Annotated in this window: 15 protein-coding genes and 1 riboswitch; of the genes, 2 read left to right on the top strand and 13 right to left on the bottom strand. The window is 72.0% G+C overall.

The window, feature by feature from the left end; all coding sequences use genetic code 11:
- The first annotated feature begins 70 nt into the window (after positions 1-70).
- Positions 71-2,611 (top strand): lysylphosphatidylglycerol synthase transmembrane domain-containing protein, encoded by a 2,541-nt coding sequence (locus ASG23_RS12020; RefSeq protein ID WP_056025092.1) that lies wholly within the window; start codon positions 71-73, stop codon positions 2,609-2,611.
- A 72-nt stretch (positions 2,612-2,683) separates the two neighbouring features.
- Here the strand turns inward: ASG23_RS12020 and ASG23_RS12015 are convergent, their stop codons facing one another.
- From ASG23_RS12015 to ASG23_RS11985, 8 genes are all read right to left on the bottom strand, one after another.
- Positions 2,684-3,064, bottom strand: a complete 381-nt coding sequence (locus ASG23_RS12015) for a hypothetical protein (protein WP_056025089.1) — start codon at positions 3,062-3,064, stop codon at positions 2,684-2,686.
- A 183-nt stretch (positions 3,065-3,247) separates the two neighbouring features.
- A complete protein-coding gene (locus ASG23_RS19910; protein ID WP_157465633.1) occupies positions 3,248-3,394 on the bottom strand; it encodes a hypothetical protein in 147 nt (48 codons plus the stop codon).
- A 15-nt stretch (positions 3,395-3,409) separates the two neighbouring features.
- A riboswitch (cyclic di-GMP riboswitch) is annotated at positions 3,410-3,484 on the bottom strand.
- 235 nt (positions 3,485-3,719) lie between these two features.
- Positions 3,720-3,920, bottom strand: coding sequence for a hypothetical protein (locus tag ASG23_RS12010; RefSeq protein WP_056025086.1), 201 nt, complete (start codon positions 3,918-3,920; stop codon positions 3,720-3,722).
- A gap of 1 nt (position 3,921) precedes the next feature.
- Entirely contained in the window at positions 3,922-4,593 is a 672-nt protein-coding gene (locus ASG23_RS12005; protein ID WP_056025083.1) for an ArsR/SmtB family transcription factor, read from the bottom strand.
- A gap of 157 nt (positions 4,594-4,750) precedes the next feature.
- Positions 4,751-4,921 carry a CsbD family protein gene (locus tag ASG23_RS12000; protein ID WP_056025080.1) on the bottom strand — a complete coding sequence of 57 codons (171 nt, stop codon included), beginning with the start codon at positions 4,919-4,921 and terminating at the stop codon, positions 4,751-4,753.
- A 36-nt stretch (positions 4,922-4,957) separates the two neighbouring features.
- Positions 4,958-5,404: an SRPBCC family protein gene (locus tag ASG23_RS11995; protein ID WP_056025077.1), complete on the bottom strand. Its 447-nt coding sequence runs from the start codon at positions 5,402-5,404 to the stop codon at positions 4,958-4,960.
- Entirely contained in the window at positions 5,397-5,990 is a 594-nt protein-coding gene (locus ASG23_RS11990; protein ID WP_056025074.1) for a DinB family protein, read from the bottom strand. The genes ASG23_RS11995 and ASG23_RS11990 overlap by 8 nt, the downstream gene beginning before the upstream one ends.
- Before the next feature lie 66 nt (positions 5,991-6,056).
- Positions 6,057-6,686, bottom strand: a complete 630-nt coding sequence (locus ASG23_RS11985; protein ID WP_056025069.1) for a TetR/AcrR family transcriptional regulator — start codon at positions 6,684-6,686, stop codon at positions 6,057-6,059.
- A 92-nt stretch (positions 6,687-6,778) separates the two neighbouring features.
- Here ASG23_RS11985 and ASG23_RS11980 point away from each other — a divergent pair, with 92 nt between their 5' ends.
- Positions 6,779-7,861 (top strand): epoxide hydrolase family protein, encoded by a 1,083-nt coding sequence (locus tag ASG23_RS11980; protein ID WP_056025066.1) that lies wholly within the window; start codon positions 6,779-6,781, stop codon positions 7,859-7,861.
- Between the two features lies 1 nt (position 7,862).
- Here ASG23_RS11980 and ASG23_RS11975 read toward each other — a convergent pair whose 3' ends face one another.
- The 5 genes from ASG23_RS11975 to ASG23_RS11955 form a co-directional block, all read right to left on the bottom strand.
- Entirely contained in the window at positions 7,863-8,459 is a 597-nt protein-coding gene (locus ASG23_RS11975; protein WP_056025064.1) for a 1-acyl-sn-glycerol-3-phosphate acyltransferase, read from the bottom strand.
- A 28-nt stretch (positions 8,460-8,487) separates the two neighbouring features.
- Positions 8,488-10,737, bottom strand: coding sequence for a SpoIIE family protein phosphatase (locus tag ASG23_RS11970; RefSeq protein ID WP_056025060.1), 2,250 nt, complete (start codon positions 10,735-10,737; stop codon positions 8,488-8,490).
- Positions 10,738-10,799: 62 nt separating this feature from the next.
- Positions 10,800-11,972, bottom strand: a complete 1,173-nt coding sequence (locus ASG23_RS11965) for an NAD(P)/FAD-dependent oxidoreductase (RefSeq protein ID WP_056025056.1) — start codon at positions 11,970-11,972, stop codon at positions 10,800-10,802.
- Positions 11,969-13,012: a semialdehyde dehydrogenase gene (locus tag ASG23_RS11960; RefSeq protein ID WP_056025053.1), complete on the bottom strand. Its 1,044-nt coding sequence runs from the start codon at positions 13,010-13,012 to the stop codon at positions 11,969-11,971. Before ASG23_RS11960 ends, ASG23_RS11965 begins: the two co-directional genes overlap by 4 nt.
- 189 nt (positions 13,013-13,201) lie before the next feature.
- Positions 13,202-14,059, bottom strand: a complete 858-nt coding sequence (locus ASG23_RS11955; protein ID WP_056025050.1) for an NAD-dependent epimerase/dehydratase family protein — start codon at positions 14,057-14,059, stop codon at positions 13,202-13,204.
- Positions 14,060-14,069 lie beyond the last annotated feature (10 nt).

Here is a 14,069-nt window from a genome sequence, read left to right as displayed (position 1 = left end):
CACACCGCAGAACGACGGCGCACGCCCGGCCTGACGGACGCGGGAGGCAGGGCTGCCTAGACTCGCCCGTATGTCCGCGACGCCCACCAGTCGCGCGGGCGTCGGCGCGGGCACCGCGACCGACGTCCCCGCGCCCGTCGACGACGCCGCACCCGCCGCGGACGCACGCCCGGCGGACGTGGAGATCGTCGACGTCCCGGTCGTCCGCGTCCGCCACCCGAGCGACCTGCTGGGCACCGTGCTGTCCGCCCTGGGTATCGGGCTGGTCCTGGTCCTGGCCACGTACGCGCACAACACGACGTCGGGCGTGGCCGAGGACGTGCAGGGCTTCGCCACCCTGCTCAACCGCATCCTCTTCGTCCCCCGGCGCGGCCTCGAGGTGTTCGTCATCCTCGCCGTCCCCCTCGCAGTCATCACCGAGCTCGCGTTCCGGCGGCTGGGGCGGCAGCTGGTCGAGGGCCTGCTCGCGGCACTCGTGGCGTTCGCGCTCAACGAGGCCGCCCTGGGGGCCATCGAGCGCTTCGGCTCCGAGGAGCTCGTCATCGGGATGTCCATCCGGGACCAGGGCGAGTGGGTGGTGACGCTCCCCGGGTACGTCGCGCTGCTGGTCGGCCTGCTCACCGTCGTGGGTCCGCGCGGGCGCCGCCGGACCGTCAAGTGGTCGTGGAACCTGCTGTGGGTGGCGATCGGCGTGCTGCTCATCACCGCCGGCGTCTCGTTGCCCGGGCTCGTCGTCTCGTTCCTGATCGGTCGCGTCACCGGGCTCGGGGTGCGGTACATGTCGGGCGTGCTGTCCGAACGGGCCTACGGGGACAGCCTCGTCGCGGGCGTCCGGCGTGCCGGCTTCGAACCCGTGCGGCTGCTGCGGGTGGCCGACGAGACCACCGCGTCCGCGGCGCCGGGAGCGCCCGAGCTGGACGGCGACCAGGCCGCGCGGGCGCTGACCCGGTCCACCCACCACCGCCTCTACGAGCTGACCACGCGCGACCGCGAGGAGCTCGACCTCGTCGTCATCGACGGCGACCGGCAGGTGGTCGGCATGCTCAACCGGCTGTGGCGGTCCCTGCGGATGCGCGGGATCGAGCGTCGGTCGGTCGTGTCGCTGCGCCAGGCCGCCGAGCGCGCCGCGCTGCTGGCCTACGCCGCCCGCGCCGCCGGTGTCCGCACGCCCAGGCTCCTGAGCATCGCCGAGGCCGACGACTCGATGCTGCTCGTGCAGGAACGGCCCGACCGCGCGGTGCCGCTGAGCGACCTCGATGCCGAGCTGCTCACCGACGAGGTGCTCCAGGAGATCTGGGCCCAGCTCCAGCTCGCGCACGACGCCGGCATCGCGCACCGGTCCCTGACCAGCGACGTGCTGCTCGTGGAGATGGTCGTCGGTCGCCCGATCGTCTGGCTGACCAGCTGGGAGCAGGGCGACGTCGCGTCGTCGGAGCTGGCGAGGCGGATCGACGTCACCCAGCTCCTGGCGGTGCTCGCGCTGCGGGTCGGCGCCACGCGCGCCCTCGACTCGGCGGCCGCCGTCCTGCCCGACGAGCACATCGCCGCGATCGGGCCGCTGCTGCAGATGATCACGCTGCCGCGCCTCACACGCGACGAGATCCGCGCCAACAAGAAGGTGCTGACCGAGCTGCGGTCGGCGCTCGTCGCCCACCTGCCCGAGGCCGACGTGGAGCCGCAGCAGCTGGTCCGGTTCGGCGCCCGCATGGTCCTGACGATCGTCGTGCCGATCATCGCGATCGTCTTCGTCATCACGAGCATCAACGTCGAGGAGATCACGTCCGCACTCTCCGCGGGCGACTGGCGCTGGACGGTGGTCGCGTTCGCGCTCGGCCTCGTCACGCTGTTCGGTGCCGCCCTGGCGTTCGTGGCGTTCTCCCCGGTCAAGCTGCCCTTCTGGCGCGCCACGCTGGTGCAGACCGCCGCGACGTTCGTGGGGCTCGCCGCCCCGGCCGGTATCGGCCCCGCCGCGCTGAACCTGCGGATGCTCACCCGCCGCGGCGTGTCGACGACCCTCGCCGCAGCGACCGTCGCCCTGGTCCAGGTCAGCCAGTTCGTGGTGACCCTCGGGCTGCTCCTGGTGCTCAGCATCGCGTCCGGCTCCGACGAGTCGCCCCTGCCGATCTCCCCGGGCGTGCTGTTCGCCATCGGGATCGTCGCCGCGCTCGTCGCCTCCGGCCTGCTGGTACCCAAGGTGCGCCAGTGGGTGCTCGCCAAGACCATGCCGACCCTGCGGCAGACCTGGCCCCGGCTCATCGAGGTGCTCGGTCAGCCGTGGCGCCTCGCACTGGCCGTCAGCGGGAACCTGCTGATGACGCTCGGCTTCATCTTCGCGTTCGACGCCTGCCTGGCCGCATTCGGGCAGGAGGCCAGCCTGATCCAGGTGGCGCTCGTGTACCTCGCCGGCAACACCGCCGGCGCCCTGGTCCCGACCCCCGGCGGGATGGGGACCATCGAGCTGGCACTCGCCACCGCGCTCACCACCGCCACCGGCATCAACGCCGGTATCGCCACGTCGATCGCGGTGCTCTTCCGCGTGGCCACCTACTGGCTGCGCATCCCGCTCGGGTGGGCAGCCATGCGGTACCTGCAGAGGACCGGGGAGCTGTAGACGCACCTCCGGGCCGGCACCTGTGCGGTGCCGGCCCGGAGGGTCGTGCTGGTCCTACGGGGTCGATCTCGGTCAGGCGAGCGCCTTGGCCTTCAGCTGGGCGAACTCGTTCGCGTCGATCGTGCCGGCGTCCAGGAGCGCCTTCGCCTCGGTGATGTGCTCCGCGGGCGACTTGCCCGCCGCCACCTCACGGATGTAGCTGTCCGTGTCGGCCTTGGCCTGCTGGACTGCCTCCAGCTGCCGCTCGGCCATCCCCCTGCCACGGGCGATGATGTAGATCAGGGCGACGAGGAACGGCACGGCGATCAAGCCGATGATCCACAGCGCCTTCCACCAACCGCTGAGGTCGCGGTCGCGGAAGAGGTCCCCGATGATCTGGAAGAGGATGACGAGGTAAGCAAAGAACAAGAACCACCAGATCAGCAGCCAGAACCACTGTGCAAAGCTGTCCATGCGACCTTCTCTCAACGGCGGCCGGCCTCTACTGGCCAGCCTGCTGCGCCCGAGGCTAACCGACAGTTCGCCACAATTGCGAGCGCCAGGTAGGTGTGACCTGCAACGTCACAAAACCCCTCGGACCGTCGGGTCCGAGGGGTTCTGAGAGAAGATCTGAGGGATATCCCGGTGGGTGGTCGTTCAGGCCGCCGCGTGCTCACGCTGCGCCGGCACCAGCTCGATCGCGCTGCGACGGGCAGCGAGCCCGGCCCACGCCGTGACGCGGAGAGCCGGGAGAACCGGGGTGGAAGTCTCGGACGGGTCTGCTGAGTACCCACGCTGGTCCATGACATGTCCTGTCTGTTCGGTAGCCCGGCTGACCGTGTAGGTCCCGTGGCTTTGCGTCCCCTCCTTGCAGAGGGTTTGCCGTTATCGCTGACAAACTCAGACATTAGAGCAACATGAGAGAGCGCGGAAGCGTGTCAACCGAGCAAATTCGGACATACGTCCATTTCACCCGGACGGGTGAGTGACGACCGTCGGGCTCGAGGGATCCTCGGCCGGTGGATCCGGCCGTGACCAGGAAGTTTGCCGAGGTGCCGACGCCCGCCACGCCTAGCGGTTCACCACTCCGCCGTCGTCGCCGACGGTCGCCCGGAGCGGGCGCGGTCGGTCAGCGGTGGACAGCGAGCGCCGCGTCGCGATGGGCGTCGCGGCGCCGCTCGGAGGCTGCGCGCTCGGCGCGCTGCCACGGCTCGGGTGCCCGAAGTGCAGGCCTGGCGGGTCGAGCAGGGCGACGTGGCGCGCGCATGCGGAAGACGATCCGGGGGACGGGGATGCGCACCGTGCGCACGTCGTACGTGAGCGCGACCATGTCACGCCTCCTTCTCGGGCGGGGACGGCTCGGGCGGCTCGGTCGCCGCGTCGGGGGCGTCGGACGCCTCCGAACCTGGTGCGGGAGGGAAGGCGAGATCGGGATGACTGGTGGCGAACCAGCGCATCAGGCGCGCGCCCGCCGGGCGGTCAGCCGCGTCCCGGACGCGATGGATGTACGGAGCGAGCAGGGCGTTCACCGACTGCATCAGCACCTCGGTCTCGGCCGGCGTGGCCCAGAACGTGTCCTTGGTCATCGAGACCGGCAGCGGGGTTCCCGCGAGCTCCTCGGCGCGGTCGGCCCGCTGCCGGAGGAAGCCGATGAACCCCTCGGCCTTCTGGCGCACCGTCACCTCGGCCAGCTCGACGACCGCGCGGACCGAACCGGGCACGGACGGGTCGGGCTCGAAGTACGTGCGCTCGGCACTCCGCCAGGGACGCTCGCGGCCGCGCTGCTCCGCCGGCTCGATGAAGCCGTAGCGGGCGAGGAGGCGCAGGTGGAAGGAGCAGTTGGCCACCGACTCGCCCGTGTGCTTGGCGCACTGCGTCGCGGTCGCCTCGCCGACGTCGTCCAGGAACTCCAGGAGGGCGAGCCGCAGCGGGTGCGCGAGCGCTCGCATGCGCTCCGGGTCGCTCGGGCTCGGGCGGGTGTCGCCGACCTCACTGGTGCTCATGCGTCGAGAGTAGGACTCGCAACACTCGTTGCGCAATAGTCATTGCGCAATGAGTGTTGCTGGATGTTGCGCCCTCGGTCGGCGCGTCGCCCTGCCGGGACGCGACGAGGGCCCCCACCATCGGTGGAGGCCCTCGCCATGATGTGCCGAACTCAGATCACTTGAACGCGTCCTTGACGTTCTCGCCGGCCTGCTTCACGTTCGCGCTGGCCTGATCTGCCTTGCCTTCTGCTTCGAGACGCTCGTCGTCAGTCGCCTTGCCGGCCGTTTCCTTGACCTTGCCCTTGGCTTCTTCCGCAGCGTTGCTGATCTTGTCGTCGAGACCCATCAGAATCACTCCTCTCGGGTTGGCAACAACTCGACGCTACGACGATGAACCGGTGCTCGCATCCCGAGCGACCGCATCCCGCAGCGCCCCGAGCACCTGCTCCCAGTTCGCCGTCGCGTGCGCCGCCTCCTCCGCGGACCCGTTGCCGTCCTGCTCCAGGGTCACGTCCGTCGACCCGTCGTGCTCCTCGAAGGTGAACGTGAGCAGGTGGTAGTTCTCGGGCACGTCCGGCCGGCCGCTGAGCGGAGAGAAGTGGGTGTAGCGCAGGCGCTGCGGGCGGTCGACCTCGAGGATCTCGCCGTGGTCCTGAAACGGCTTGCCGTCCCACTGGCCCTCGAACGTGATGGGTACGCCGACGACGTACGTGCTGGTCACACGCGCACCTAGCATCCAGGTGGACTCCGGGTCCACGAGCGTGTCCCAGACCTTCTCGGCAGAAGCGGGGATCTCGACCGTCGCCCGCGCGACGTGATTCTCAGACATGGGCGCCTCCTCGCGCGCGGTGCAGGTCCGTCAACGTGTTGATCTCCGAGCCGTGGTGGATGATCTCCCGGTTGATGTGCGCCACGAGGTGCGCGAACGGCGCCTGCTGGTCGATCTCGGTGGCCTGGCTGAACCCGACCGTGAAGATGTCATCGTCGGACATCTGCGCGATCCCCGCACGCCACAGGTCGACCACGCGTGTCAGTCCGGCGACGGCCGGACCGACCTCGCCGGAGTAGGTGAGCGTGGGACGGCGGGCCTCGTGGTCGCCGAAGGTCCAGTCGTAGCGCTCGGTGAGCACGTCGGTCAGGTGCGCGACCAGCCACGCGACCGTCCGGGGTCCAGGGTGGTTCACCCCCGACTCGGGCCACTCGACCACCCACTCGCCGACGCCGAACCTCCGCGGCGCGGTGGAGTCGTCCCGGCGGCGGACGCTGAGGGCTCCGGGCCCGGGCTCCCACGCGAACTCGTCCTGTGTGAGGGTCTCGAGCCGCTGCCCGAGCTCCCACCAGGAGTACTCGAGCTGTCCGCGGACGACCGCGCGGGGCGTCGCCACGCCCAGGATCGACCAGTCGAACTCGTCCATGCGGGACTCCTCACGAGGCAACGGTGCGGCACGTCGACCGTAGCGAGAGGCTCCGACACCCACCGCTCAGCGCGGGGTCCACCTCGCACCGAGCTCGGCACCGGTGGGACCGGGTCCGGGCAGGGTGCCGGTCCGCGCGTCGATGCGGACGGCGTCGAGCAGCAGCGCGAGGTACCGCGCCCGCAGGACCCGGGTGCGCTCGGGGTCGTCGACCCGCACAGCGGTGACCTGCTCGAAGATCATCGCGACGTCCTCTCTCACGAGGTCGTCACGGAGAACACCCGCGGCGGTCGCCCGGTCGAAGATCGCGTTCCCGAGGCTGCTCGCGTGCTGCGAGAGGTCACCCAGCTCGGGCGTCGGCGTGAACCTCCCGGCGAGGTGGACGGTCAGCGAGTGGGTGTCCTCCTCGATGACGCCGCCGACGAACGCCGCGAAGGAGTCCCACGGGTCGGGCAGCTGCGCGGCACGCTCGGCGACGGCGATGAAGCGGTGCAACCCGTCGGCGCAGAGGGTGATCAGCAGGTCCTCCTTGCCGGAGTACCGCCGGTAGAGGGCGCTGACCCCGACGCCGGCCTCCTGCGCGACCGCAGCGATCGGGGCGTCAGGCGTGCGCATGAAGACGGCGCGCGCCGCGGCAAGGATCACCTCGTCGTTGCGGGCGGCCTGCGCCTTCCGTCCGCTCAGGGGAGCACTCATGGCTGGACGCTAGCACTTGAACGGAATGTTTCGTTCCGCTAGTCTGGTGTGCAGACGGAACGATATGTTCCGTTCCACCACAGGAGGCAGCCATGAGCACGATCCACCCCTTCCGTGTCGACGTCCCGCAGGCCGACCTCGACGACCTGCAGGCCCGGCTCGCCCGCACGCGCTGGACCGACGAGATCCCCGGCTCCGGCAGCGAGTACGGCGTCGCGCTCAGCCAGGTGAAGGCGTGGGCCGAGCACTGGCGCACGACGTTCGACTGGCGCGCGCTCGAGGCTCGGCTGAACGCGTACCCGCAGTTCACCACCGAGATCGACGGGCAGACCATCCACTTCCTGCACGTCCGCTCCGGCGCGGCCGAGCCCGTCGCGCTGATCCTCACGCACGGCTGGCCCGGCTCGGTCGTGGAGTACCTGGACGTCATCGAGCCCCTCGCCGCCGCCGGCTACGACCTGGTGATCCCGTCGCTGCCGGGGTACGGGTTCTCCGGGCCGACGACGGACCGCGGGTGGGACATCCCGCGGACCGCGCGCGCCTGGAAGGAGCTCATGGCCCGCCTCGGCTACGAGCGGTACGGCGCCGTGGGCAACGACGCCGGCTCGATGATCTCCCCCGAGCTCGGCCGGATCGACCCGCACGTGATCGGCGTGCACGTCACGCAGCTGTTCTCGTTCCCGTCGGGCGACCCCGCGGAGCTGGCCGACCTCACCGCGGAGGAGCAGGCGGCGATGGCCAAGCTGCAGTGGTTCTGGGAGTCGCTGGGTGCGTTCAACGTGCTGCAGTCGCAGCAGCCGCAGACCCTCGCGCACGCGCTCGCGGACTCCCCGACCGGGCTGCTCGGCTGGAACGGTCAGCTGATGGTGGGGTTGGACGACGAGTTCGTCGTCGCGAACGCGGCGGTCTACTGGTTCACGCAGACCGCGGGCTCGTCGATCCGCTTCTACAAGGAGATGGCCGGCTCCACCGAGCGGCCGACGGGCCCCACCACGACGCCCACGGCGCTGGCCGGCTCGAGCAACGACTTCCCGGGGATCCGTCGGTTCGCGCGCCGCGACCACGCGAACATCGTGCGCTGGAACGTGTACGACACCCCCGGCCACTACGCCGCGCACGAGGCGACCGACGTCCTGGTCAGCGACGTGGACGCGTTCTTCCGCTCGCTGGTCTGACTCAGTCCGCCGTCGGCAGCCCCGCCTCCGGGAGCTCCTCCCGGAGGCGCGGCTCCGTCCGGCGGGAGGGCGCGAACCCGGACTTGTCCGCGTAGAACGCGCGCACGACGTCCATGTCGGCGGCGACGTCGCCGGTGAGCGTCAGCGTGGGACCGAGACCGGCGGTCATCGTCGTCCGGTCGACGTAGCCGAGGGTCACCGGCAGGTCGGTCGCGCGGGCGATCCGGTAGAACCCCGACTTCCAGCCGGAGCCGCTGCGGCTGCCCTCGGGCGTGACGACGAGGTAGAACCGGTCACCGCCCTGGATGCGCGCCACGATCTCGTCGACCAGGCCCGCCGGGTTGCGTCGGTCGACCGGGATGCCGCCCAGGGCTCGCATGATCGGCCCGGCAGGGCCCTTGAACAGCTGGTGCTTGCCGAGCCAGCGGATCGGCAGGTCGGCCTCGCCGGAGATGGCCAGCATGAAGATGAAGTCCCAGTTCGACGTGTGGGGCGCCCCGATCAGCAGCCCCGCCCCGTCGACCGGCACCCGCTCGGTCTGCAGGGTCCAGCGGCTGAGGCGCCAGTAGGCGCGGGCCAGGGTCCGTCGGAGCGTCACGGGGTGGACGGTACCTGAGCGGGAGCGGCTAGCGGTCCCGGCACAGCAGGAGCAGCGTCACGTCGTCCACCGACGCGGGATCGCGGCACTCGCGCAGCACGGCGTCGATGTCGACCGCCCGCCCGTCGTCGTGGTCGAACTGCGCGAGCAGCCGCCGCAGCCCGTCGCGCAGCGAGGTCTGGCGCGAGTCGACCAGTCCGTCGCTGTAGAGCACGAGCCCGCCGCCCGGGGGGAGCGTGAGCGTGGTCGTCGGCGGCTCGCCCGACCCGGCACCGAGCGGCCGGTCCACCAGCGCGTCGAGAAGAACCGCCGCTCCGCCGGCTTCGAGCAGGAGCGGGCGCGGGTGCCCGGCGGCAGACAGCGTCACGTCGCCCGTCGCCAGGTCCACCAGGGCGACGACGACGGTCGCCATCTCGAACGGCATCGTCCATCGGACCGCGTGGTCGAGCGAGGCCAGGGTCTGGGCCGGGGAGTCGCCCCGCAGCAGGTAGGCACGCAGGGCGTTGCGGATCTGCCCCATCGCCGCCGCGGCGGACAGCCCGTGACCGGCCACGTCACCGACGACGACGGCCAACCGACCGTCGGGAAGCTCGAGCGCGTCGTACCAGTCGCCGCCCACCCGACCGCCCGCGGCGGGCTCGTAGCGCGCGTGCACCGCCCAGCCGACCGGATCCGGCAGGGACGCGGGCAGCAGGCTGCGCTGCACGGTCTCCGCCGTACGGATCTGGAGCCGCGACCGTTGCAGCAGCGCCTCCAGCAGCCGCGCGCGCAGCTCCTCCGCCGAGCGCACCTCGCGTCCGGACCAGGGCTCGCACCGGCCGCGCACGGTCTCCCGCCACGCCGCGAACGACTTGCGGGGACTGAGCCGGACGCCGTCACCCTCACGCTTGGCGATCGCCTTGTTGTGCGGGTCCCCGCCCCAGTCGACGTTCTGCACCGCCTCGTGCCGGAGCCACACGACGGCCTGACCCTCGGGCAACCGCAGCGCCAGCAGGCCGGCCGCGCCAGGCACGGCCGCCGCGAGCGCAGGCTCCTCCTGGGCGAGGGCGCCGCGCACGATCACGTCCGCGTCCTGGTCCGCCACCCACGCGAGCAGCGCGGTGGGGTCGGCCGGCACGTCGCCGACGGAGTCGACGACGCCGTCCGCGGAGACGATCGCGCCCTGCGCCGGGACCAGGTCGAGCACGGACGTGCCGGTGACCAGCGAGGTCGCCAGCGCGCGGTCGTGGTCGCGGCCGGCGGTGAGCAGTCGCGACAGGGTCCCCGCCGCACGGAGCCGGGCCTCGAGCTCGTCCTCCTCGACGCGGGCGACCAGGCGCAGGGAGAGGCTGGACCCGAGGAACTCCGCGGCGGCACGCACCCCGTACGGCGGATCGTGCGGACCCGAGTAGTGGTGGCAGGCGATCAGGCCCCAGAGCCGACCGTCGCGCAGCAGCGAGATCGACATCGACGCGGCGACGCCCATGTTGCCCAGGTACTCCAGGTGCACGGGCGAGACGCTGCGCAGGATCGAGTGCGTGAGGTCGAGCGGCTCGCCGGTGTCATCGTCGAGACCCGGCACGATCCGCGACGGCGTGTAGCCGACGTCGGAGATGAGCCGCACCCAGTTCTGCTCGTACAGCGCGCGGGCCTGCGGCGGGATGTCGGACGCCGGGTAGTGCAGCCCCAGGAACGGGTTCAGGTCGGGGCGCTTGGCCTCCGCGACGACCTCTCCGTTGTACTCGTCGTCGAAGCGGTAGATCATCACGCGGTCGAAGCCGGTCAGCGCCCGCACCTCGCGCGCGGTGATCTCGTAGAGCTGCGCCAGGTCGTGCGCGTGGTTCAGCTGCTCGACCGCGCCGCGCACCGCCTGGTAGGTGTTCGGGAAGGAGAACGGGCGAGGTCCCGACGACGGCTCCAGCTCGACGACCAGCAGCGTGCTGTCCCCGCGCAGGACGCGGTGCAGGACGACGTCGTGCTCGACACCGGCGACCTCGACCAGCAGCGGGTTGCGGGCGCGCAGGTTCCCCCACGTCCGCACGTGGTGCTCGATCGCGTTCGCCGCGTCGGGGCCGAGCGCGTGCTGCAGGTCGTGGCCCAGCACGTCGTCCACGGGTAAGCCGACGATCTGAGAGACGTTCTGCGAGGTGTGCACCACCACCAGGTCCGGTTCCGTGACCGCGAGCAGGACGCCGCGCGGCTGGATGCTCCCCGGCACGTGGATGGGCTCGCGTGCGCAGTTGTCGAGGTCGACGGGCTCCTCGGGCGCGAGGAACGTCGTCTCGTTCGTGTCCGTCATGCCGCCTCCGCCCTGTCCAGCCCCACCCTGTCACGGCGGACGGACGAAGTGGACCTGACGTCTCACCGAGGCACGGCGGTCTGCAGGCTCGTCGGCGGCCCACCGGCCCGGGACCGGCGGGCGAGCTCCCCCGGGACACGCAACGCTCGGGAACGCGACGGCATGAACCGCAGGAAGAACCCGACCCGCATCAGCCACGCGACCCAGCCGGTCAGCGGGAACCCGTACAGGTCCGCGACGCCGCGGCCGACCCCGAACGAGGCCGCCTGGCCCAGCCCGAGGTACCGGAACGGCGTGCCCGACCGTCCCCGGAGCGCGCGAGCGACGTTGCGGCCCACGTGGTCACCGGCCTTGATCGCCCACAGCGCGTTGGCCGTGACGGGCAGGCCGCTGCGCGGGTGCGCGACACAGGCCGCGTCGCCCGCGGACCAGACGTCGGGCGCGACGAGCAGGTCGCGGGTGGTCACCAGCCGACCGCGGTCGTCGCGCGGGAGGGACTCCAGGCCGGCCAGAGCGACGGCGCGCTGACCGGTGGTGGCCAGGACGACGTGCGTGCGGACGACGGATCCGTCGGAGAGGGTCACCGACCCGTCGTCGACCGCGGCCACCCGCACCCCGGTGCGGACGTCGACCCCGAGCCGTCCGAGCTCGGCGGTGCAGCGGGCCGCCAGCCGCGGCTGCTCCGTGTGCAGCGCGGGCACCACCCGGTCCGCCGACTGGACCAGCACCACCGGCGCGGCGCGGGCCGCGAGCGCGGCGGCGAGCTCGACCCCCGCGAGCCCGCCGCCGACGACCACCACGGGACCGTCCAGCACCTGCACCCGCTGGAGCAGGTCGGCCAGGTCGCCCGGTCCGCGCAGAGTGAGCCCGCGCCCCGCGAGCCCGTCGACCGCGTCGAGCGGTTCGCGCCCTCCGGTGCCGACGACGAGCGCGTCGTAGGCGAGCTCGTCGTCGGTGAAGTGGACCCGCCGAGCGACCAGGTCGACGCGCGTGACCCGCGCGTGCAGCACCCGGGCCCGCGGCATCGCCTCGGTCAGCGGCGTCTGGGTCAGCGCGATCGGGAGCAGTCCCGCGACGACCTCGCCGGTGAACCCGTGGAAGTTGTGCACCGTGTCGGCGCTGATCACGACGATCTCGATCTCGCCCCGGCGCAGCTCGCCGCGCAGCCGGCGGACCAGCGCCCCGTAGGCGTGCAGAGTGACGTAGCCGCCGCCGAGCAGGACCACGCGCTTCACCGGGCACCCGCCAGCACACCCACGAGCGGCCGGCCGAAGCTCGCCGGTGCGGCCGCCGCGAACCCGTGCTGCGCGAACCGGTCGGCCAGGCCCCGGATGTGCGACACGTGGTCGAGGGTCGGCACGCCCGTCGAGAAGTGTCCGACGTGCCCGGCCAGCCCGAGCAGGAACGTCTCCGCGAAGCACGCGTACGCCTGCCCGCGCGGCAGGCCGATGTCACCGCCGCGCAGGTGCATGCCGGGGACCTGGACCACGCCACCGTCGACCACCGTGACGTCGGGGCGTGCTGCCGCGAGGTCCGGTGACGTGTTGCGAGGCTGGGTCGCGTCCAGCACCCGCGCGCCCGGCGCCAGGTGCTCGGCGCCCAGCAGCGCGTCGGCCGACGCCGTCAGCAGGACCACCGCGTCGCAGCCACGCACGTCGTACATGTCCGTCGACGTGGTCGTCGGCACCCGGCGGCCCACCTCGGCGGCGAGCGCGGCGAGCTTGGGCACCCCGCGCGCGACGAGGAGCAGAGAGTCGACGGCGCCCGACCGCGCGAGCAGGCGGACCAGCGTGGTCCCCACGGACCCGGTGGCTCCGACGACGGCCACGCGACGGTCCGTCAGGTCGGTGAGCAGGGCCATCAGCTGGTCCTCGACGATGGCCGCCGTGTACGCGTTGCCGTTGGTGACGCCGATGTCCGAGCGCTTGCGCAGTGTCGCGCCGCCGGCCGTGACCGTCGCGGTGAGCGCCCCGAGCCCGACGACGCCCGCGCCGAGCCGGACCGCGTGGTCGATCGCCCGACCGACGCGCGCCCGGCCCTCGTGCGGCTCGGACAGCAGGTGCTTGGCCCCGAACGGGACGAGCACGACGTGCCCGACGGGCGCCGAGTCCAGGTGCACCCGAGCCATCGCGTACGACGGGAGCGGCAGGCGACGCACCGCAGAGTCGATCCAGCCCTCCGGCACCCGACCGAGCGGACGCCAGACGCGGGCCAGGTCCTCCCCGATCCGCGCGCGCGGGTGGACCAGAAAGGCGAACGGGGCGGCGGTGCTCATCGTGGGCTCCTGGGATCGAGGTGTGCCCAAGAAGGACGCCGGGAGCCCTTGCTGATACCGCCGGTACCGGGTGACATGGCCGTTGAATGGCGCCACTCGGGGACCCTACGGTCGCTCCTGCGCTCACTATGAACGCGGCGTCGAGGCCGCGGAGACCGCTGGGGTCTCGAACGGTGAAGGCTGCGCGCCTCAGACCTCGTCGCGCCAGGTGTGCTGCGGGTCGTAGCCGAGCAGGCGGCGGGCCTTGTCGATGGACAGCAGCGTCTCGCGGCCCTCGATCGGCCGGGTGACCGGGACGTCGGGGAAGTACTCGGCGACGAGCTCGGCCGACGGTCGCTCCAGCACGGTGTCCGGCGACGCGACGATGAACGCCTCGAACCCGCGCAGGTCGCTCTCGAGCGCGAGCCGGACCGCCAGGGCGCCGTCGCGGGCGTCGATGTACCCCCAGAGGTTCCAGATGCGGCTGCGCGGGTCGGCGGCGAACGACGGGAACGCGGCGTAGTCGGCGACGTCCATGACGTTGGAGAACCGCAGCCCGACGAGCTTGAGCTCGGGGTCCCAGCGTGTGAAGTGCTTGGCCATCTCCTCCTCGACCGCCTTGCCCAGCGAGTAGGTGCTCTCCGGGCGGACGGCGTACTCCTCGTCGACGGGGACGTACGGCGGGGGTGTCTCGAACGGCAGCCCGAGGACGGTCTCGCTGGACGCCCAGACGACGTTCTTGATGCCCGCCCGGCGCGCGGCGCTGAACACGTGGTGGGTGGCCACGACGTTGTTGGCGAACGTCGCGCCGCTCGGGCGCAGGCCCGGCGCGGGGATCGCCGCGAGGTGGACCACCGCGTCGACGCCGTCGTACCGGTCGTCGATCCCGGTCAGTGCCTCGGTGACCTGGCCCAGATCGGTGAGGTCGACTTGGCTGAACACCGCCTTCTGACCGGGCGGTGGCAGAGCCGTGTCGACGTTGACGACGTCATACCCGTGCGTCGCCAGGTCCTCCACGACCGCCCGCCCGAGCTTGCCCGACCCACCCGTGACCACGACACGACTCATCCCACGACGC

It is taken from the genome of Cellulomonas sp. Leaf395 (assembly GCF_001424125.1).
In the GTDB taxonomy this organism is placed as follows: domain Bacteria; phylum Actinomycetota; class Actinomycetes; order Actinomycetales; family Cellulomonadaceae; genus Cellulomonas.
Note: the sequence above shows the minus strand (reverse complement) of the source record. Positions and strands in the feature narration are given on the sequence as shown.